This is a genomic window from Bifidobacterium pullorum subsp. saeculare (assembly GCF_016899725.1).
In the GTDB taxonomy this organism is placed as follows: domain Bacteria; phylum Actinomycetota; class Actinomycetes; order Actinomycetales; family Bifidobacteriaceae; genus Bifidobacterium; species Bifidobacterium pullorum_C.
In genome coordinates this window covers 1-19,485 of record NZ_JACLYU010000016.1, presented here as the reverse complement: position 1 = coordinate 19,485, position 19,485 = coordinate 1, and the positions used below count along the sequence as shown (strand labels likewise).

At 68.9% G+C, this 19,485-nt stretch carries 15 protein-coding genes and 2 pseudogenes; 10 read left to right on the top strand and 7 right to left on the bottom strand.

What is annotated here, in order from left to right:
* Window positions 1–143 precede the first annotated feature (143 nt).
* Window positions 144–512, top strand: a complete 369-nt coding sequence (locus tag H7U32_RS07560) for a hypothetical protein (RefSeq protein ID WP_204469471.1) — start codon at window positions 144–146, stop codon at window positions 510–512.
* On the opposite strand, the gene H7U32_RS07555 is transcribed toward H7U32_RS07560, so the two are convergent.
* Complete coding sequence (locus tag H7U32_RS07555; protein ID WP_204469470.1) at window positions 502–1,230, bottom strand: hypothetical protein; 729 nt, start codon at window positions 1,228–1,230, stop codon at window positions 502–504. The two genes, H7U32_RS07560 and H7U32_RS07555, sit on opposite strands and share 11 nt — an antisense overlap.
* 85 nt (window positions 1,231–1,315) lie before the next feature.
* Between H7U32_RS07555 and H7U32_RS07550 the strand changes: the two genes are divergently transcribed.
* The 5 genes from H7U32_RS07550 (at window position 1,316) to H7U32_RS07530 (ending at window position 6,680) form a co-directional block, all read left to right on the top strand.
* On the top strand, window positions 1,316–1,666 hold the full coding sequence (locus tag H7U32_RS07550; RefSeq protein ID WP_204469469.1) for an MGMT family protein: 351 nt from the start codon (window positions 1,316–1,318) through the stop codon (window positions 1,664–1,666).
* Window positions 1,667–1,772: 106 nt separating this feature from the next.
* Entirely contained in the window at window positions 1,773–3,365 is a 1,593-nt protein-coding gene (locus H7U32_RS07545; RefSeq protein ID WP_204469468.1) for a S10 family peptidase, read from the top strand.
* A 70-nt stretch (window positions 3,366–3,435) separates the two neighbouring features.
* Window positions 3,436–4,080: a uracil-DNA glycosylase family protein gene (locus H7U32_RS07540; RefSeq protein WP_204469467.1), complete on the top strand. Its 645-nt coding sequence runs from the start codon at window positions 3,436–3,438 to the stop codon at window positions 4,078–4,080.
* Window positions 4,080–4,892 (top strand): DUF1287 domain-containing protein, encoded by an 813-nt coding sequence (locus tag H7U32_RS07535; protein ID WP_204469466.1) that lies wholly within the window; start codon window positions 4,080–4,082, stop codon window positions 4,890–4,892. Before H7U32_RS07540 ends, H7U32_RS07535 begins: the two co-directional genes overlap by 1 nt.
* Before the next feature lie 447 nt (window positions 4,893–5,339).
* The gene (locus H7U32_RS07530) at window positions 5,340–6,680 is read left to right on the top strand and encodes an MFS transporter (RefSeq protein ID WP_204469465.1); all 1,341 of its coding nucleotides are present in this window, start codon (window positions 5,340–5,342) and stop codon (window positions 6,678–6,680) included.
* Window positions 6,681–6,744: 64 nt separating this feature from the next.
* Here the strand turns inward: H7U32_RS07530 and H7U32_RS07525 are convergent, their stop codons facing one another.
* Together H7U32_RS07525 and H7U32_RS07520 are read right to left on the bottom strand one after the other, a co-directional pair.
* On the bottom strand, window positions 6,745–7,407 hold the full coding sequence (locus H7U32_RS07525) for an ABC transporter ATP-binding protein (RefSeq protein ID WP_239457609.1): 663 nt from the start codon (window positions 7,405–7,407) through the stop codon (window positions 6,745–6,747).
* 18 nt (window positions 7,408–7,425) lie between these two features.
* A complete protein-coding gene (locus H7U32_RS07520; RefSeq protein WP_204469464.1) occupies window positions 7,426–8,475 on the bottom strand; it encodes a hypothetical protein in 1,050 nt (349 codons plus the stop codon).
* Window positions 8,476–8,675: 200 nt separating this feature from the next.
* Here H7U32_RS07520 and H7U32_RS07515 point away from each other — a divergent pair, with 200 nt between their 5' ends.
* Window positions 8,676–9,125 (top strand): GatB/YqeY domain-containing protein, encoded by a 450-nt coding sequence (locus H7U32_RS07515; RefSeq protein ID WP_204469463.1) that lies wholly within the window; start codon window positions 8,676–8,678, stop codon window positions 9,123–9,125.
* A 36-nt stretch (window positions 9,126–9,161) separates the two neighbouring features.
* Here the strand turns inward: H7U32_RS07515 and H7U32_RS12605 are convergent.
* The 4 genes and pseudogenes from H7U32_RS12605 to H7U32_RS07500 all read right to left on the bottom strand — a co-directional run.
* Window positions 9,162–10,196 (bottom strand): annotated as a pseudogene (locus H7U32_RS12605) (excinuclease ABC subunit UvrA); the annotation flags it as partial.
* A 77-nt stretch (window positions 10,197–10,273) separates the two neighbouring features.
* Window positions 10,274–11,819: pseudogene (locus tag H7U32_RS12600) on the bottom strand (excinuclease ABC subunit UvrA); the annotation flags it as partial.
* Between the two features lie 63 nt (window positions 11,820–11,882).
* Entirely contained in the window at window positions 11,883–13,124 is a 1,242-nt protein-coding gene (locus H7U32_RS07505) for a class I SAM-dependent methyltransferase (protein WP_204469461.1), read from the bottom strand.
* Between the two features lie 42 nt (window positions 13,125–13,166).
* On the bottom strand, window positions 13,167–14,084 hold the full coding sequence (locus H7U32_RS07500) for a DMT family transporter (RefSeq protein ID WP_239457608.1): 918 nt from the start codon (window positions 14,082–14,084) through the stop codon (window positions 13,167–13,169).
* A gap of 264 nt (window positions 14,085–14,348) precedes the next feature.
* On the opposite strand from H7U32_RS07500, the gene H7U32_RS07495 reads away from it, so the two are divergent.
* The 3 genes from H7U32_RS07495 to leuS are packed head-to-tail and all read left to right on the top strand — an operon-like array spanning window position 14,349 to window position 19,171.
* The gene (locus H7U32_RS07495) at window positions 14,349–15,299 is read left to right on the top strand and encodes a magnesium transporter CorA family protein (protein ID WP_204469460.1); all 951 of its coding nucleotides are present in this window, start codon (window positions 14,349–14,351) and stop codon (window positions 15,297–15,299) included.
* A 14-nt stretch (window positions 15,300–15,313) separates the two neighbouring features.
* Window positions 15,314–16,150, top strand: a complete 837-nt coding sequence (locus H7U32_RS07490; protein ID WP_239457607.1) for a transporter substrate-binding domain-containing protein — start codon at window positions 15,314–15,316, stop codon at window positions 16,148–16,150.
* A gap of 42 nt (window positions 16,151–16,192) precedes the next feature.
* Entirely contained in the window at window positions 16,193–19,171 is a 2,979-nt protein-coding gene (gene leuS, locus H7U32_RS07485) for a leucine--tRNA ligase (RefSeq protein WP_204469459.1), read from the top strand.
* Window positions 19,172–19,485 lie beyond the last annotated feature (314 nt).

The window sequence follows — 19,485 nt, the reverse complement described above, 5'->3', positions numbered from 1 at the left end:
GGGCGCGTGGCATGGCCGCGCACCCGCCGCCCCTCGCGTATGCGCTCCGTCGCCGGGCATGATATCCGTTCCCCGGCCTAGGATGGTCCCTCGCAATCACGGGATATGCGCGGGCGTGGCCCGCATGAGCGGATGGAGGCCGGATGGTTCGGCAGGGGCAGGGCAACGGCACAGGCAACGGGTATTTCGCCTACGCGGAGCTGCTGTACACGCTGGCACTGGTCATGTGGTTCACGGCATTCCACACGGCCGTGACCGACGTGAACCGCACTCCCCGCATCGTGGAACTCGTGCTATTCGCCGTGATCGCCGCGGGCTGCCTGGCCATCGCCGTGGTCAAGGCGCGCATGGCCGCCAAGGACGTGCCCTGGCTGTGGAAGGCGGCGGTCGGCTACGCCCTGGGACTTCTGGTCGTGCTGGCCGTGCTCGGCGGCTTCGGCATCGTGCGCTTGCTGGCGATCGTCGCCTGGATCGGCTACCAGTGCATGCTCATCGGCGCGTTCAAACGCTGACCCGGCCCGCGTCGGGCCGTTGGCCCAGACGGAACGTGCCGGTGCGTTCCCGCACCCGCGGCACGGTGCCCTCGGTGACATGGCGTTCGGCCAGGGAGACACTGCGCCCCGTGCCGTCGGAGAGACGGTTCACGGCCGCGGTCACGCCCGACGCCGCGACGACGATGACGATGAGCGCGGTCGTGACGAGGGCGACGATGACGCGCGTCCTGCGGGATGGGCCGCCGGTGGCGCCGGCCTTGCGCGGCAGGAACGCCCAGGCGAGCAGGAGCGGGATGATGCCGACCAGGAAGGAACTGCCGAATCCCACGAACACCGCCGCCACCAGGCAGACGACCGCCACCGCCAGCCTGCCGTTCGACAAACCGTGCCCAGTGCCGCCGGAAGACGGGCGATCCGCGGGCTGGCGCCGCTGTGTCGGAGCCGGCCCCGGCACAGCGGCCCGGGCCGAGCCGACGTCGGCGCCCCGGCCCGGGGCCCGTTCCGTGCGCCGCCCGGCCGCGGAATCGTCGTACCGGCGGTGCTTCGCCTCCTGCCGGATGCGCTGCTTGGCGACGTCCTGGTGCGCCTGCCGGGCCGCGTCGCGCTGGCGGCGCCGGTTCTTGGCCTTGGTCTCGCGTTCGAGGACCTTGCCGGGGTCGATGTAGGGCTTCGTCTCATCCACGTCGAACGGGGAGACATAGCCGTTGTCATGCTTGAGCCGTCTGAACCATCCCATGGCGTCACCCCTCCCTGCGCATCATCGCGTCCCTGTCCCTCCATTGTAAGGGAGGAGCGCACGAGGCGGTGGAATAATGGGGCACATGGCCTCAACAGGATTCAACGCACGCGTCTACGACGTGGTCAAACGCATCCCGCGCGGATGCGTCGCCACCTACGGGCAGGTGGCGGCGCTCGCCGGCGCGCCCCGCAGCGCGCGCTTCGTAGGCTTCGCTCTGCACGCCAACCAGGAGCCGGGGGTGGTGCCCTGCCATCGTGTGGTGTTCCGCGACGGCTCCCTGGCGCCCGGCTTCGCCTTCGGCGGCCCGGACGAACAACGGCGCCTGCTGGAGGAGGAGGGTGTGCGCTTCATCCCGCCGGCCGAGGCGGACAAGGACAATGCCGGCGCCTCCGGCTGGAAGGTCGACCTCGCCCGCTGCCAGTGGCGGGCGTAGGCCCATCGGCGTCTGGCTGACGCGCTAACCTGCCATCGGCATCACACGCGGGTCCGGCGGACGATGACGCTGCCGGCCCATCCCAAGCGAGGGAAGGACGGAGAGCATGAGCGAGGAGAACACGACCGCGGCAACCGCGGCCACGGACGGCAAGGACCAGTCCAAGGGCGGAGCGGCGGAACAGACGCTGCCCGAGGACAAGGCGACCACGACGCGCCACGCCATCGCCCTCAACGGCGCGGAACTCGCCTACGAGGCGACCGTCGGCACCCTCCGCATCGACGGAGCGAAGACCAAACCCGCCGCCAGCGTCTTCTACGCGGCGTTCGACTTGGTCGACGCACAGAGCGGCAAGGCCGACCCCGCCCGCCCCGTCACCTTCATCTTCAACGGCGGCCCCGGCTCCTCCACCACCTTCCTGCTCATGGGCTCCATCGCCCCCAAGCGCATCGACGTGCCCGACGCGGCGCCCGTGCCCGCCGCCCCGTATCGGCTCGTCGACAACCAGCACACGCTGCTGCCCGACTCCGACCTGGTGTTCGTCGACGCGCCCGGCGCCGGCTTCTCGCAGATCGCCGACAAAGCCAAGGGCGAGCTGTGGGGCGTGGACGGCGACGTCAAGGCGTTCAGCGCGTTCATCCGCGCCTACCTGAGCCGCCGCCACCGCTGGAACTCGCCCAAGTACGTGCTCGGCGAATCCTACGGCACCACGCGCGGCGCCGCGCTCGCCCACCGCCTCCAGCAGGACGGCGTCGCCCTCAACGGCGTCATCCTCATCTCCAACATCCTCAACTACGAGCACGTGTTCGCCACGTCCGACCAGTTCTATGTCGGCTATTTCCCGACCTACGCCTCCGTCGCCCAGTACCATGGCCGCGCCGGGCAGGGCATCGATCAGGCGGAGTTCCTGGACCGGGCGCGCGCCTTCGCCAACGGGCCGCTGCGCCTGGCCCTGTCCGCCGGCGCTTCGCTCGACGCGGCGACCAGGCGGCGCGTGGCCGAACGCTACGCCGAGCTCACCGGCCTGGACGCGGACTATGTGGCTGACTCCGATCTGCGCGTCATCGACATGCGCTTCCGCAAGTCGCTGCTGCGAAGCGAGGGCAGGATCGTGGGCCGCTACGACGGGCGCGTGGCCGGTTACGACCTGGACCGCACCGGCGAGGCGGAGACCTTCGTCGTGGACGACGCCTGGCTCGACCCGGCCTATTCGAGCCTGTGCAACGCGTACCTGCGCGACGAGCTCGGCTGGGACGGCAAGGAGGAGCGCAAGGGCTTCGCCGACATCGAATGGAGCAACCCCACCGGCGAGAAGAGCTGGACTTGGTGGCACACGCAGCCCGCCGGCCTGCCCGTCGAGGAGGACCACACGGTCCCGTTCCCCAACGTGATCCCCGACCTGGCGGCGGCGATCGCCCACCAGCCGACGCTCAAGGTGCTCATCGGCAACGGCCTGTACGACCTGTGCACGCCGTTCGGCCAGGCCGAATACGACATCGACCACCTGGGCCTGCCCGCGCCCCTCCGCGGCAACGTGGCGTTCACCTACTACCCGGCCGGACACATGCTGTACAGCTCCGAGCCGAGCCTGGCCAAGTTCGCCGACGACCTGCGCCGCTTCTACGCCGCCGACGCCGCGGACCTGCCGGCCATGAACGAACGCCCCGCCGCCCGTCCCCTCACCCTCAGCCTCGATTGACGCAGGAAATGGGATGGCGCGGATGACGGGTCGTGGCGGCATAGCGCGGCGGGAGCCTGCGCGTGACGGCATGCGGCGGCTGGAGCATGTGGAGCACGGGTTCGGACCGGTGTGGGATGCGGAATCCCGGGTGCTGGTGCTCGGCTCCATGCCCAGCCCCATGTCGCGCGCCATGCGCTTCTACTACGGGCATCCGCTCAACCGGTTCTGGCCGTGCATGGCCGCCGTCTTCGACGACGGCTCCTGCTTGACCGCCCGCCAGCGCGACCTCATGGCACGGGCCGGCGTGCCCGTGCCTCCCGCCCGGGACGACGCCATGCCGGCCGATGTCGAGGAGACCGGAGCGGGGGAGACCGACGGCGATGCCCTGGTGGAGGTGCGCCGTCGCTTCGCGCTGCGCCACCACGTCGCCCTGTGGGACGTGCTCGCCTCCTGCGACATCGCCGGCGCCTCCGACACGAGCATCCGCAACGCCGTGCCCAACGACCTGGCCTCCGTCATCGGCCCCTCGCGGATCGCGCGTGTGTTCGCCACTGGCGCGAAGGCCGCGCAGCTGTACCGCCGCCTCTGCCGGCCGGCGCTCGACGCCGCCGGCCTAGGCGGCCTGGACGTCGTCCAGCTGCCGTCCACCAGCCCCGCCAACGCGGCCATGCGACTGCCCGCGCTTGTCGGCGCCTACCGCGCCGTGGCCGACACCGTCGCAGGAGTCGCGTGATGGCCGCGCGTACCGGCCGACGCCGTCGTCGCACCGTCATCGCGCTGGCGGCGGGACTGGCCATCCTGGTCGTGGCCTTCTCTGCCGCCGTTCTCACGCTGCGGCACGCGGGGGAGCTGTCCGGCGGCATCAGTCCGGCGGCCATCGCCCGGGCCATCCGCAACGCCGCCGACAAAGCCGGCGCACAGGACGCGTCGACCATGCCGGCCGACCAGGCGGCCAAGGATTATCCGTTCCAGCCGAGCCTCGTCGACTATGACGGCGACGGCATCGACGACTACACCGACATCCTCCATGGCGCGCAGGCCGACTCCCGCGCCCGCCCCGCCTACGACGACGGCTACTACCAGGGCGGCTATCCGCCGGCGGACCGCGGCGCCTGCACCGACGTGATGTGGCGGGCGTTCCGCGACGCCGGCTACGACCTCAAGGCCATGGTCGACGCAGACGTGGCCGCCGACCCCGGCTCCTACGCGGCCGTCGCTCCCAGGCCGGACCCGAACATCGACTTCCGCCGCACCGGCGTGCTCGACGTGTTCCTCCGCAAATACGCGCTCACGCTCACCACGGACATCGCCGACCATGGCGCCTGGCAGGCCGGCGACATCGTCGTGTTCGAGCACACGCGCCACATCGGCGTCATCTCCGACAGGCGTGACAAGGACGGCATCCCCTTCGTCGACCACAACATGGGCCAGCAGCAGCGCGAGAACGACTACCTCGCCTTCCGCCACCACATGGCGGTCACCGGCCACTACCGGTGGGACGCGAGCCGGGTGCCCGCCTCCGTGCTGCGCCGCTGGCAGGGGTGAGGGACGGAACCGGGGCTTGCTCTTCCGTCCGGAAGGGCCACTCGCATCCTGCGGATTGCAGTACGTTAAACGATTGATATACGCTGTTTCAAGACCTGCCGCCGGCGCCGCCGGTGACAGGTGGCCGAGGGTGGGGCGGCGGTCGTGCGGGCGGCCGGCTGCCGGAGCGAAAGGAGCAGCATGGCGGCGGAGAACTTCTACGATGTGTCGGAGTGGACGCAGGGGGACGCGCGCGAGGACATCGGCGCCTGACCGAGGGAGATGCTCCACACAGAGAGGTTGAAGGTCCTCCCGATGTCCGTTCTCGTGCTTTGCCTGAGAGTGATGACCCGTGCCTGCGCGTCGGTTCGGGAACGGGGCGACGCTATTCGGACATGAGGGGGGGGTGCCGGTGGTTTCGTGTAGCTTCCATTTCGGCAGACAATGGTCGGACGGAATCGAGGCGTTGTGAATACTGCCAATGACATGCGGGCACGTATGCGTTCCTGGCTTGCCAGAGTGCTCATTTCCAGACCGTTCGCACGGGTTCTGGCCGGACAGGTCATTTCGGTGACCGGTAGCAACGCGACAGCCGTAGTAATTCCTCTCATCGCTGTCATCACGTTGGACGCTTCTTCGTTCGAGGTGGGTGTACTGAACGCAGCCGAGTCCCTTGCAGCTGCTGTTCTGGGCATCCATATCGGAAGGTGGTGCGATCGCATCGGTCCCGACAGGACCATGTTGGCATCCAATGTGATCGGCGCTGTCGCCACGCTCGGTCTGTTCGCCGCTCTCTGGTCTGGCGCTCTTTCCTTTCCTTTGCTGCTGGCGTTGCTACTGGTTGTTGGTATTGCCGAACTCGGGTTTGATATCTCCCGTACCGGCTACACGGTGTCGCTTGTGCCCAGGGAACGCTTGCCGCACGCCAACTCGCTGATCGAAGGGGCCAATGCGGTAGGTGAGGGAATCGGCCCGAGCGTGGGCGGATGGCTGTTCGATGCGGTCGGGGCGGCTCTGTCCCTGCTGTTCGATTTCGTGACGTATGTGTGCAGCTCGGTGCTGGTACTGCTCAATGTGCTCGACCGGCGGAAACGGAAATCGAATGCAGCGCCGGAACGCAAGCCCCAGCAGGACGAGCCTTCCCGCGAGGAGACTGCCAAGGGTGACGAAGACGGTGTGTGGCAGGGTGTGCGCTTTGTCTGGAGGAACCGGATCCTCCGTTCCATCGCATTCTCCGCCGGGCAGTTCAATTTCTTCACCGCCGCGTTCTTCACGATCTACTACGTGTTTGTTGTCCGCGTACTGCACATGGATCCTCTGGCGGTGGGCATCGCCGCCACCTGCAGCGGCATCGGCGGCATCGTGAGCTCCGTCGTTGCGGGCACCCTCATCCGGCGTATGGCGGCAGGTCCTCTGTTCGTCGCCACGCTGTTTGCTCCCGCGCTGGCGGCGCTGCTTGTTCCGCTGTCGGCCTATGCGGCAGTCTGTGGCACCGTGATGGTGATTGCCCTGGTGTGTGTCTCCCAGTTCGTCTGGAGTTTCACGGTGACGGTGAACCTCGTCCTCAGTGAATCCGTTAAGCAGGTGGCCGCCCCGGAGCATCTGCTCGGGCAGGTCAGCTCGGTGGAACGTGTCATCGCACTGGCGGCCGAACCCATCGGAGCGTTGGCGGGAGGCCTGGTCGCAGACATGATCGGAGAGAGCATGGCCCTATACCTGTGCGCAGCAGGGCTTGCCACATCCGTGGCCTGGGCGCTGAACAGGCACGGCATCCTGTCCTTCCGCAAGCCGGATGAATGGCAGCGATGAAACGGATTCCGTTCCTCTGTGCGAACCCGACACATCGCCGTCGCTCTCTGCACGGGCATGACTATCAAGCTGGTTCTTCTGGTTCGAGTCGTATGGTGCGGTCGCATTGGCTGGCGATGGTCGGATCGTGGGTGACGACGATCAGGGTCCTGCGGTATTCGCGTTGGAGCGTGAGCAGGTCGTGGAAGACGCGTTGGGCGAGATCATGATCGAGTGCGCCGGTTGGTTCGTCGGCAAGGATGAGGTCGCCGGGCTTGAGCAGTGCCCTGGCCATGGCGACCCGCTGCTGTTCGCCGCCGGAGAGGGTCATGGCTTTGTCACCCATGACGTGTGCAAGTCCGACTTGTGCGAGCATGGCCCTGGCCTGCCGGCGTTTGGCCGTACGTGTTCCGGGTGCGTATGTCATGCCGAGAAGCACGTTGTCGAGCGCGGTCATGTCGGTGATGAGTGCATAGGATTGGAAGAGATAGTTGATGGCGTTGCGCCGGAGCCTGGTGGCTGCGCCACTGTTGATGGGCGGCAGCGGCGAGCCATCAAGGTCGATGGTGCCCTCGGTTGGGGCGTCGAGCAGGCCGATCATGTTGAGCAGGGTGGATTTGCCGCTTCCGGACGGCCCGGTGATGGCGATGCTGCTGCCTTCTTCCACATCGAGTGAGAAGTCGTGGAGGATGGTCCGGTTGCCGAACCGCCTAGTAAGGTTGCGGATGCTGAGTTTCATGGTCATCATGGGTTCCTTTGATAGTGGTTATTCGGCGGTGATGAGCGTGCGCAGCAGGCTGGTGGCGAGACGGCGTGACTGCCAGCTCAGCGTGACGAGTTGAACGATCAGCATGATTCCCGCAGCGACGATTCCCGCAGCCGACCCCAGCATGATGCAGGCGAGGATCGTGACCGCCGACACGATGACGACCATGAGGAACGTCGCGCCGAAGATCCTCCACAGCGGATGGCCTAGGAGCCGTTTGACTCCGATGGCTTCGCGGCGTGTGGTCGCGTAGATGCGGCAGAGCACGATCACGGCGATGAACTGGAACACTCCCATGAGCAGAGCAAGGCCGCCGAAGAGCTGCAGGAGCTGGATCGCGCTCTTCCTTAATCCTGCGATGAAGTCGCCGGTCGGCTTGAATACGGGCGGATATTCCCCCATGCCGTATCGGGCGCAATAGCCGGCGGTGAGATACGTGCCGGCGGCACGGTCCGTGAGCTTCACATAGCTGCTGGTCAGTCCGGTGGCGTTGAGGCTTTCCGCTTCGAACGGCGTCATGTTCGCCGCCGTCGTCAGGCGGATGACCGGCGTCGTCGTCTCGTTCGTCAACTCCGTATTATCGGTCCAGGTGAACAACGGAGTCTGCGGCTGATAGGTGTGTACGGTCACGACGCCCTGCCGCATGAACGGAGTGCTGATACCGCTCGTCCAGGCTTTATGCTGTAACGCACTTTCGGTCAGATAGCCGCGCATGCGGTTCCGCTCGCTCCGGGACATCGTGGAAGGGATCAGGTACACGGCTTCGCCCTGTTCCGCACGGTCAATCAGCGATTGTTCAACGGGGAACCCCTGTGATTGCAGGTAGGAGGGCGAGGCGGTGAAATACCAGAACGGCTGCGTGGGCACGGTGGAGTACGCGCCGGACAGGTTGATCAGGCTGGTGGCGTCGTAGTGTTCGGTATGGGCCAGATACACGCCTTCCTCGTGTTCGATGGATGCATACCAGCGGTAGAAATCCGTCAGATGCGTGCTGGACGCACCGGTCGTGCTGTCCGCGTTCTGGCTTGCGGCAGGATCGTCATACAGCATTCGCAAGGTGGCATACCGTGCCCACGCCGCCCGTCGAACGGATCAGGGACGAGGCGCGCGACGCCATCGCCCGCATCTTCGACGGCGCCGCCGGCCCGACGCAACGGCCCTGACCCCGGTGACGCCACGGCATCCGGCGTACAGTGGACGGACGGAACGTCCCCGGACAGGCCGGGGCACAGGAGGAAGGAACACACGCCATGGGCATGAAGGACACGCTGAAGGCCGCCAAGATCGCCGCGATGAAGGCCAAGGACAAGGCCCGCCTCAACCCGATCAACCTGACGCTGGCCGACATCCAGAACCTCGAGATCGACAAGGGCGGCGACGCCACCGACGAGGAGATCCTCAAGATCATCCAGAAGGGCGTCAAGACCCGCCGCGACACCGCCGCCCTCTACGAGGGCAAGGGCGTGGCCGACAAGGCCGCCGCCGAGACCGCCGAGGCCGACTACCTGGAGACCTTCCTGCCGGCCGCCGCCACCGACGACGACTACGCGCAGGCCATCGCCGCCGCCGTCGCCGACGTCAGTCCCGCCGGACCGAAGGACATGGGCCGCGTCATCAAGGCCGCCCGCGCCGCGCTTGCCGGCAGGACCATCGACGGCGGACGCCTCGCAGCCCTCGTCAAGGCCGAACTGAACCGGTGACCGCCGCGGCCGGCGGGGTCGGTGCGGCCCCGGCCGTCAGTCCAGCCTGAGGTAGCGGCCGGTGACGCTGGCGGGGTCGGCGGCCACGGCCTCCGGGGTGCCGGCGGCGACGATGCGGCCGCCGTTGACGCCGCCTCCCGGACCCATGTCGACGATCCAGTCGGCGTTGGCGATGACGTCGAGGTCATGTTCGATGACGACGACCGTGGCGCCCGCCGCCACCAGCGTGTCGAACACGCCCAGCAGCACCTTCACGTCCAGCGGATGCAGGCCGATGGTCGGCTCGTCGAACACGAACACCGCATCCTGCTGCGCCCGTCCCATCTCGCTGGCTAGCTTGAGCCGCTGCGCCTCGCCGCCCGACAGCGCCGGCGTCGGCTCGCCGAGCGTCAGATAGCCCAGGCCCAGGGCGTGCAGCGTCTCCAGCCGGGCGTGCACTTTCTTGAGGTCCGTCAGGCAGTCCAATGCCTCGTCCACGCTCATCGTCAGCAGCTCGGGCAGGCTGTGCGCCGTGGCGGCGGAGGCGGCCGCGCGCTTCCTGCCGGCGGCGGCGAACGAGCAGCGGATGCGGTCCGCCTCCGGCGCGTAGCGGCTGCCGCGGCAGTCCGGGCAGACGATCTCCACGTCCGGCAGGAACTGCACGTCCAGGCTGATCGAGCCGGTGCCGTCGCAGGTGGGGCAGCGCAGCCGCCCCGTGTTGTACGAGAAGTCGCCGGCCTTGTACCCGGCCTGCTTCGCCGCGTCGGAGCGGGCGAAGGCGCGCCGCAGGTCGTCGTGGATGTCCGCGTACGTGGCGACCGTGGAGCGCACGTTCGCGCCGATCGGCGTCGCATCGATGAGGTTGACCCGGGCCACGCCCGGCGCCTCCAGCGAGCGCACATGGCGGGGCAGCGCCTCGCCGGTGGCCTTCGCGCGCAGGGCGGGCACCAGCGTCTCCAGCACCAGTGTCGTCTTGCCGGAGCCGGACATGCCCGTCACCGCCACCAGGCGCCCGCGCGGTATGTCCACGCTCAGCGGCCGCACCGTGTGTAGGGCGCCGGTCTCCAGGTGGATGCGCCCCAGGTCGAACATGGTGTCCGTGCCGGCGTGGCGGCGCACCCGCATCGCCGGGGCGGGCGGGGCGACCATGCTGCCGTCCGCGGGCGGCTCGGGCAGGAACGGGGCGATGCGGCTGGCCGGGTCGGCCGCCACGGCGCGCACCGATCCTTGCGCGATGACCCGTCCGCCGTCCGCGCCCGCCGCCGGCCCCATCTCGACCAGATGGTCGCAGGAGGCGAGCACGCGCGTGTCATGGTCGACCACGACGACGGTGTTGCCATCCGCCGTGAGGTCGCGCATCACGCCGACCAGCCCGTCCACGTTCGACGGGTGCAGGCCGATCGACGGCTCGTCGAGCACGTAGAGCACGCCTGTCGTCCGGTTGCGCACGGCGCGCGCCAGCTGCACGCGCTGACGTTCGCCGGTGGACAGGGTGGCGCCGGCACGGTCCAGCGACAGATAACCCAGGCCGAGCTCCAGCAGGCGCCGGGCCGCGTCAAGGAAGGATTCGCCGATGTTCACGGCCATCGGACGCATCGGCTCCGGCAGCGTGGCCGGCACCGCGGCCACCCAGCGCACGGCCTCCTCCAGGGTCATCGCCGTCGCCTGCCCCAGGTCCAGGCCGGCCCCCTTGCCGCCGCCGGACGCCTCCGGCGTCATCGACGCGCCGTCCCAGGCGAAGCCGCGGCTGATGCGTGGCGCCCTGGCGGCCTCGGACAGGCGGGTGCCGCCGCAGTCGGCGCACGGCGACTCCTTGAGGAAGCGGGCCACGCGCTTCAGGCCCTTCTCGTCCTTGGCCTTGGCGAGCGCGTTCTCCACCGTGTACACGGCGTTGTAGTACGTGAAGTCCAGTTCGGCGAACTCGTCGCCCTTCTTCGGCTTGTACAGGATGTGCTTCTTGACGGCGGGGCCGTCGAACACGATCCGGCGTTCCTCGGACGTCAGGTCGCGGAACGGCACGTCCGTGCGCACGCCCATTGCGCCGGCCACCTGCTTCATGAGGTCCCACATGAGCGAGCCCCATGGCAGCACCGCGCCCTCGTCGATGGATTTGGACTCGTCGGGCACGAGCGAGGCGCGGTCCACCTCGCGCACGATGCCGGTGCCCGAGCAGGTGGGGCAGGCGCCCGCCGAGTTGAACGCCAGGTCCTCGGCGCCGGGGCCGTGGAACCGGTTGCCGCAGTGCGCGCAGACGAGCGGACGCTCCGCCGCCACGTCGAGCGTGGGCTCGTGGAACGTGCCGCATGCCGGGCAGGGGTGCCAGGCCACGCGGGAGAACAGGAGGCGCAGGCTGTTGAGCAGCTCGGTCATCGTGCCGAAGGTGGAGCGCACGCCCGGTACGCTGGGCCGCTGGTGCAGGGCGAGCGCCGCCGGCACGTGGAGCACCTCGTCCACGTCGGCGCGGCCCGCCTGCGTGAGCCGGCGGCGCGTGTATGTGGACAGCGCCTCCAGGTAGCGGCGGGAGCCTTCCGCGTAGAGCACGCCGAGCGCCAGCGAGCTTTTGCCGGAGCCGGAGACGCCGGCGACACCGACGAGCTCGCCCAGCGGTACGTCCACGTCGACGTCCTTCAGGTTGTGCACGCGGGCGCCGCGCACCTGGATGACGCGCGGCGCCGCGGGGTCGGTGACGGTCGGGTCGGTCGGCTGGTTGCCCATGGTGGTGCCTCCTGGAACGAATGATGATGACGGTGATGGTGGCGGCGGACGGCGGCGGCCGGGTCAGGCCTTGCGCCCGAGGATGATGAGGTGGCGGCCGTCCGCGCCGGTGGTGCCGAACAGGTAGGCGTCGCCGCCGTCCCTGAGCCGGAGCCGTTTCCTGAGCGCGTCAGCTGACATCGGGAAGTTGCGCACCGCCACGTTCGCCCGGTCGACGCCGGCGAGCAGCGCCTTGAGCTCGCGCTTGGCCATCGTCGTGACCGCCTCGATGCAAAAGGCGCGGCCGGGGAATCCGGGCGCGGGGTCGGCGGAGACGAACAGGTGGCTGTTCGAGGCGACTTGGGCGACGCCGAAGGAGCGGGCCACCTCCCGGAAGCAGCCGGCCTTCATGACCGAGGCGTTCGGCTCGTACAGGAACCGCCAGGAGGCGGCGTCGCCGGCCGGCTCCGGCTCCGCGTGCGCGTTGGCGTCCGCGTGCCCGCAGGCCTGTCCGGTCCACGACGTGGACCCGTCGGCGGCCACGACGAACACGGCGCCGTCGTCGGCGCACACCAAATCCGGCCGGCCGTGCTCGGCGCGGTCGAGCACGAGCAGCAGCTCCTTGCACTCGTTGCCTACGGAGACCACATGCACCTCGGCCACATGGCCGCCGAGGTCCGCCACGGCGCGATGCCAGTCGAGCATGGGGGAGAGCTTGGCCATGACATGCGGGGCGGCGTCGAGCAGGCGGGGCAGCAGTGCGGCGAGGTCGGGGGAGCAGTCCGCGATGGCGTAGGTGCGCGCCCCGTGCGCGTCGCGCCGGGCCGGATCCAGGTAGACGAGCGTGGCCGGGCCGACGGCATCGGCCTGCTCCCGCGCCTCGCCATGGCGCACCTCGACGTGGCCCAGGCCGAGCGCGGCGAAGTTGTGCCGGGCCAGGTCGCACAGGGCCTCCTGGCGCTCCACATAGACGGCGCGGTCGAAGCCGCGGGCCAGGAACGAGCAGTCCACGCCGAACCCGCCCGTCAGGTCCACCAAGGTGGTCGGCCCCGGCTCCCCGGCGGCCAGGCGGGCGGCGACGGCGGCCTTGTACCGCGCCGTCGCCTCCGAGGAGCACTGCTCCATCGCCAGATGCGGCGGGTAGAGGATGTCCTCGCACGCCGCCCACTGCGGCAGCTTCGTGCGCGCCGTGCGCCAGCCGGCGATCTGGTCCAGCGCCGCCGGCAGGTCCACGCCTTCGCCCGGCCTGGCGTGCAGGGCCAGGTCCCGCACGTCCTGCCCGCGGTGGGCGCGCGCGAACGCCCTCGTCTCCTCGTTCAGACTCATGGGCACCAGTGTAGGAGGCGCACCCCCGCGCATGGCGCCGTGTCAGCCGCGCTTGCCGACCACGCTCATCAGCACGGCGGCGAAGATCAACGCGAAGCCGACGGCCGAGTTCCACCCGATCGCCTCGCCCCAGAACAGGGCGGAGAAGCCGACCGAGAACAGGCTCTCCGTGCACATGATGATCGACGCGCTCGCCGCCGGCACATGCGCCAGCCCGATGTTCTGCATGATCTGCGCCAGCGTGGTGGCACCGAGGAACAGGTAGAGGAAGCTGGCCACCACCCCCGGCTCCAGCCAAGCGGCCGTGGGGCCGGGTTCGGTCAGCAACGCCCCGGCGAGGAACAGCACGCCCGCCACCGCGAACTGCACGAAGGTCACGGCGATCGGGTGGAAACGCTGCGAGAACACGCCCAGCAGCGTCAGGTTGAACGAGAAGATGACCGCGCACGCCAGGGTGAGCAGGTCGCCCACGCCCAGCGACAGGGCCCCGGATCCGGGCTTCAACGCCACGAAACCCACGCCTGCCAGGCAGATGACCGCCGCCATCAGGTTGATGGCCCTCGGCCGCTGCCGGCTGATCGCCCAGGCGGCGAACGGCGTGATCACGCAGTACGCGGCCGTCAGGAAGGCGCTGCGTCCCGGGTCGATCGTCGTCAGGCCGATGGTCTGCGTGGTCATCGTGCCCCAGTAGGTGACCCCCACCAGCAGCGCCGGCACCACGATGCGCCGGTCGAGGCTGGGCAGGATCGCACGGCGGAACAGGATCAGCATCACCAGGCAGGCGCCCGCCATGCGCAACGCCATAAGCCACATGGGCGGGATGACGCCGAGCGCCACCTTCGCCACCAGATAGCTGCCGCCCCACAGGGCCGCGCAGCACAGCAGCATGAGCCGTGCCAGATTCGGCGGGAACCCGCGGGACGCCTCGCTGCGCCACCGTCGGAACGCACGTACGCGCATCGCACACACCATCCTGAACGATTTCGTCTTCTCCGGTCCCCACGCATGGGGCCACGCACACCTTAGCGCGCCGCGGCACGTCCCATGCCAGCGTGCCGTGCCGCCAGCGGGCGCCGCCACGGGGCCGGCGCCCCGTCGAACGGCGGAACCGGGCCGAAAGTCGCGCCCATGGGACTATCCTTGTGCCAGCCCGGCACGGAGCGCGGCCCCGTCCCGGCGCACCGCAGCGGACAGGACGTCGTGACGGAAGGCGGGTGAGGCGCGATGTTGAGGATGTTCAGCACCATCAACGGGCAGGTGGAACGCATCGACAAACCGGAGAACGGCTCCTGGCTGTGCCTGAGCGAACCCACCGACGTGGAGCTGGCCACCGTCGCCTCGCAGACCGGCGTCGACCTGGCCGACCTCAGGGCTCCGCTGGATGACGAGGAACGCTCCCGCGTCGACGTCGAGGACAACTACACGATGGTCATCGTCGACATCCCTACCGTCGAGGAACGGGGCGGCCGCGACTGGTACGAGACCATCCCGTTGTCGATCATCGTCACCGAGAACCTCATCATCACCGTGTGCATGCAGGACACCCCCGTGCTCCACCCCTTCATGGAGGGCACCATCCGCGGCTTCAACACGTACATGCGCTCGCGGTTCATCCTGCAGATCCTGTACCGCAACGCCACGATGTACCTGCGCTACCTGCGCATCATCGACCGCGAGAGCGACAAGCTCGAGCTCAAGCTGCGCCACTCCATGCAGAACCGCGAGATCGTGATGCTCATGGAGCTGAGCAAGACCTTGGTGTACTTCACCACCTCGCTCAAGAGCAATGAGATCGTGATGGAGAAGCTCACCACGCTCCAGCGCATCAAGCAGTACCCCGACGACGAGGACCTGCTCGACGACGTCATCACCGAGAACAAGCAGGCCATCGAGATGGCCAACATCTACAGCGGCGTCCTTGGGAACATGACCGACGCCTTCGCCTCGATCGTGTCGAACAACCTCAACAACGTGATGCGCATCTTCACCATCATCTCGATCACGTTGTCGATCCCCACGCTCATCTTCTCGATGTACGGCATGAACTTCGACGGCGGCATGCTCGGCATGCCGTTCACCGACAAGCCCTGGGGCTTCGCCGTCGTCATCCTCATCTCCATCGCCGTGTCCGCGGTGGTGACCTGGTTCCTCACCCGCTCGCGCATGTTCCGGTGACGGAGCCGCCAGCCATGCCGAAGCGCCATCGCCCCGTCCGCCGTCTCGCCGCCCTCGCCCTCGCCGCCGCGGCGATGACGCCGCTGGCGGGCTGCGCCGCCGCCCCGTCCACGGGCGGCGCCCCGTCCGTCGCCGGCCAGCCCGGAGGCCCCACCATCGCCATCGGCGTCGCCACCGACGAGCCCGGCATGGGGCTGTTCCACGACGGCGCCTACTCCGGCTTCGAGGTCGACGTCGCCCGCTACGTGGCCGGCAAGCTCGGCTACGCGAGCAAGCAGATCATCTTCCGCCAGGCACGCCCCTCCGACCGCGCCGCCATGCTCGCCGACGGCACCGTCGACATGGTGCTCGCCGGCTATGCGATGACCGACGCCAACGAGGCCGAGGCCGACTTCGCCGGCCCCTACCTGACCGTCTCGCAGGACCTGCTCGTGCGCGCCTCCGACGCCACTGCCATCCGCTCCGTGGCCGACATGGCCGGCCGCACCGCCTGCGTCGTCGTCGACGGGGCGGCCGGCGCCGCGCTCAAGACCGCGGCCCCCGCCGTCCGGATCCAGGAACGGGACACCTACCCCCAGTGCGTCACCGCGCTGATCGTGGGCGAGGCGGACGCCATCGCCGCCGACGATGCGATCCTCTCCGGCCTCGCCGCAGCCAAGGGCCACGGCTATCTCACCCTCGTCGGCGACCGCTACGGCGCCGTCGACTACGGCATCGCCGTCAAGGACGGCGACAGCCAGCTCGCCGCACGGCTCGACACCGCCCTACGCGACATGTCCGCCGACGGCACGAGGGCGCGTCTGCTCGCCGGTCTGCAGGCCGAAACCGGATACCGGACGGACGGGGCCTGAACGCCCCCGCCGTGTCCAGCAACACGGCTACTTTGTCGCATTATGAGCGACTACGAGAAGAACGCGTCCGATGGCGCGACCGCATCCGACGAGCCCCAGTACCGTTACAACGCCCGGCTCGCGCAGGACATCGAGACCAAGTGGCAGGCCAAGTGGGACAAGGAGGGCACCTTCTGGGCCGCGAACGTCTCCGGCGATCTGACGGACGGCAAGGGTCGCCACGCGGACGGCCGCCCCTCCTACTTCGCGATGGACATGTTCCCCTACCCGTCCGGCAAGGGCCTGCACGTGGGCCATCCGCTCGGCTACCTTGCCTCCGACGTGATGAGCCGCTACCACCGCATGAAGGGCGAGAACGTGCTGCACGCGATGGGCTACGACGCCTTCGGCCTGCCCGCCGAGCAGTTCGCCGTGCAGACCGGCCAGCATCCGCGCATCTCCACCGAGGCGAACATCGCCAACATGAGCCGCCAGCTGCACCGCATGGGCCTGAGCTTCGACAACCGCCGCACCTTCGCCACCATCGACCCCGGCTACGTGCGCTGGACCCAGTGGATCTTCTCGCGCATCTACGACGCCTGGTACGACCCCGAGGCCACGAACCCGTCCGGCACCAAGGGCTGCGCCCGTCCCATCGGCGAGCTCGTGGAGGAGTTCGAATCCGGCAGGCGCGCCATCCCCGGCCACGAGTCCGACGGCAAGGTCTGGTCCGACCTGGGCAAGGCAGAGCGCGCCGACATCCTCAACGGCTTCCGCCTCGCCTACATCTCCAAGTCCCCGGTGAACTGGTGCCCCGGACTGGGCACCGTGCTCGCCAACGAGGAGGTCACCGCCGAAGGCAAGTCCGAGCGCGGCAACTTCCCCGTCTTCCAGCGTGAGCTGCGCCAGTGGTCGATGCGCATCACCGCCTACGGCCACCGCCTCATCGACGACCTCGACGGCCTCGACTGGCCGGAGAAGGTCAAGCTCATGCAGCGCAACTGGATCGGCGAAAGCCACGGCGCCTCCGTCCACTTCGAGGTGGAGACCCCCGCCGGCACGCGCGACATGGAGATCTACACCACCCGTCCCGACACGCTGTTCGGCACCACCTTCGCCGTCGTCTCCCCGGAGCACGATCTGCTCGCCGACGTGCCCGAGGCATGGCCCGAGGGCACGCCCGAGGCATGGAAGGGCGGCTACGCCACGCCGAAGGAGGCCGTGCACGCCTACCGTCTGGCCGCCGAGTCGAAGACCGCCAAGGACCGTGTCGACGAGGCCGGCGAGAAGACCGGCCTGTTCACCGGCCTGTACGCCATCAACCCGATCACCGGCGCCAGGCTGCCGCTGTTCACCGCCGACTACGTGCTCATGGACTACGGCACCGGCGCCATCATGGCCGTGCCAGGCGGCGACCAGCGCGACTACGACTTCGCCGTCAAGTTCGGCCTGCCGGTCATCTACACCGTCGAGCCTCTGCCGGACTCCGGCGACAGCCTGGCGAACTACGAGGGCAAGGCCCCGTTCGTCAGCCACGACGGCGTCGTCATCAACTCCGCCGTCGAACACACCAAGGCCGCCGGCGACGCGCTCGACATCAACGGACTGCGCGTCGACGAGGCGATCGCCAAGGTCAACGCGTGGCTCGAATCCGCCGGCGTGGGCAAGGGCACCGTCTCCTACCGTCTGCGAGACTGGCTGTTCAGCCGCCAGCGCTACTGGGGAGAGCCCTTCCCGATCGTCTACGACGAGGACGGCGTGGCCCACCTGCTGCCGGACAGCCAGCTGCCGGTCGACCTGCCCGACGTGCCCGACTACAGCCCGCGCACCTTCGACCCGATGGACGCCGAAAGCAACCCCGAGGCCCCGCTGAGCCGCAACGAGGACTGGGTGAAGGTCGAGATGGACCTGGGCGACGGTGTCAAGACGTATTACCGCGACACGAACACGATGCCCAACTGGGCCGGCTCCTGCTGGTACTACATGCGCTACCTCGACCCCACCGACACCAAGCACATGGTCGAGAAGGACGAGTTCGACTACTGGATGGGCCCGAACCACAACAAGTACTCCGGCCCCTCCGGCGGCGTGGACCTGTACATCGGCGGCGTCGAGCACGCGGTGCTCCACCTGCTGTACTCCCGCTTCTGGCACAAGGTGCTCTTCGACCTGGGTTACGTGGACTCCGCCGAGCCGTTCCACAAGCTGTTCAACCAGGGCATGATCCAGGCCTACGCCTACACCGACGACCGCGGCCAGTACGTGCCCGCCGCCGAGGTGCAGGAGGGCCCCGCCGGCGCCGACGGCGAGCCGACGTTCACCTGGAACGGCGAGCATGTCAACCGTGAGTTCGGCAAGATGGGCAAGAGCCTGAAGAACATCATCACGCCGGACGACATGTACGACAACTACGGCGCCGACACGTTCCGCCTCTACGAGATGAGCATGGGCCCGCTGGACGAGTCCCGCCCGTGGAACACCCGCAACGTGATCGGCGGCATGCGCTTCCTGCAGCGCCTGTGGCGCAACGTCATCGACGAGACGACCGGCGAGGCGCATGTGGGCGAGCAGGACCCGGACCTCAAGACCCTCAAGCTGCTCAACAACACGATCGCCGACGTGACCGTGGAGATGGAGGCCATGCGCCCCAACACGGCCATCGCCAAGCTCATCGTGCTTAACAACCACCTCACCTCGCTGGATGTGGTGCCGCGCGCCGCCGTGGAGCCGCTCATCCTCATGCTCGCGCCGATCGCCCCGCATATCTGCGAGGAGATGTGGGCGCGCCTGGGCCACTCCGAGTCCCTGTCCGCCGAGCCGTGGCCGGTGGCCGACCCGCAGTACGTGGGCCAGGACACCGTCACTGCCGTCGTGCAGATCAAGGGCAAGGTGCGCGCCAAGCTCGAGGTCTCCCCGGACATCGACCCGGCCGAACTGGAGCGGATGGCGCTCGAGGCCGTCGCCTCCCGCCTCGGCGGCAAACAGCCGCGCAAGGTCATCGTCAAGGCGCCGAAGATCGTCTCGATCGTCCCCGCCGAGTGACGGCGCGCACGGGGCGGGACGGCATCGTCTCCCGCGGCCCCGTGCGCATCCGATGTCAGAACCGGTCCGACGGGGCCGGACGCCGCGCATGCGCCGCGTCCGGCCCCGTCGCCGTCTGCGGGCCGGCATCGGCCCGGACAGTGCCTGCGGCATGTGGACGGGGTGCGCTCCCATGCACACCCATTGTGGATAACCCGGAGGATCCGACCACAATGCCCGCGCGGACTGGACACGCCGCATCCCCATCCTCCACGCTGGAGCCATGGACGCCTCCCACCTGCCGCCGGCCGCCGGCCGGACGCCGCCGCCACCCC

Coding starts and splice junctions, on each gene's coding strand:
- H7U32_RS07560 (WP_204469471.1), top strand. CDS start 144: ATGGTTCGGCAGGGGCAGGGCAACGGCACAGGCAACGGGTATTTCGCC.
- H7U32_RS07555 (WP_204469470.1), bottom strand. CDS start 1,230: ATGGGATGGTTCAGACGGCTCAAGCATGACAACGGCTATGTCTCCCCG.
- H7U32_RS07550 (WP_204469469.1), top strand. CDS start 1,316: ATGGCCTCAACAGGATTCAACGCACGCGTCTACGACGTGGTCAAACGC.
- H7U32_RS07545 (WP_204469468.1), top strand. CDS start 1,773: ATGAGCGAGGAGAACACGACCGCGGCAACCGCGGCCACGGACGGCAAG.
- H7U32_RS07540 (WP_204469467.1), top strand. CDS start 3,436: ATGCGGCGGCTGGAGCATGTGGAGCACGGGTTCGGACCGGTGTGGGAT.
- H7U32_RS07535 (WP_204469466.1), top strand. CDS start 4,080: ATGGCCGCGCGTACCGGCCGACGCCGTCGTCGCACCGTCATCGCGCTG.
- H7U32_RS07525 (WP_239457609.1), bottom strand. CDS start 7,407: ATGATGACCATGAAACTCAGCATCCGCAACCTTACTAGGCGGTTCGGC.
- H7U32_RS07520 (WP_204469464.1), bottom strand. CDS start 8,475: ATGCTGTATGACGATCCTGCCGCAAGCCAGAACGCGGACAGCACGACC.
- H7U32_RS07515 (WP_204469463.1), top strand. CDS start 8,676: ATGGGCATGAAGGACACGCTGAAGGCCGCCAAGATCGCCGCGATGAAG.
- H7U32_RS07505 (WP_204469461.1), bottom strand. CDS start 13,124: ATGAGTCTGAACGAGGAGACGAGGGCGTTCGCGCGCGCCCACCGCGGG.
- H7U32_RS07500 (WP_239457608.1), bottom strand. CDS start 14,084: ATGCGCGTACGTGCGTTCCGACGGTGGCGCAGCGAGGCGTCCCGCGGG.
- H7U32_RS07495 (WP_204469460.1), top strand. CDS start 14,349: ATGTTGAGGATGTTCAGCACCATCAACGGGCAGGTGGAACGCATCGAC.
- H7U32_RS07490 (WP_239457607.1), top strand. CDS start 15,314: ATGCCGAAGCGCCATCGCCCCGTCCGCCGTCTCGCCGCCCTCGCCCTC.
- leuS (WP_204469459.1), top strand. CDS start 16,193: ATGAGCGACTACGAGAAGAACGCGTCCGATGGCGCGACCGCATCCGAC.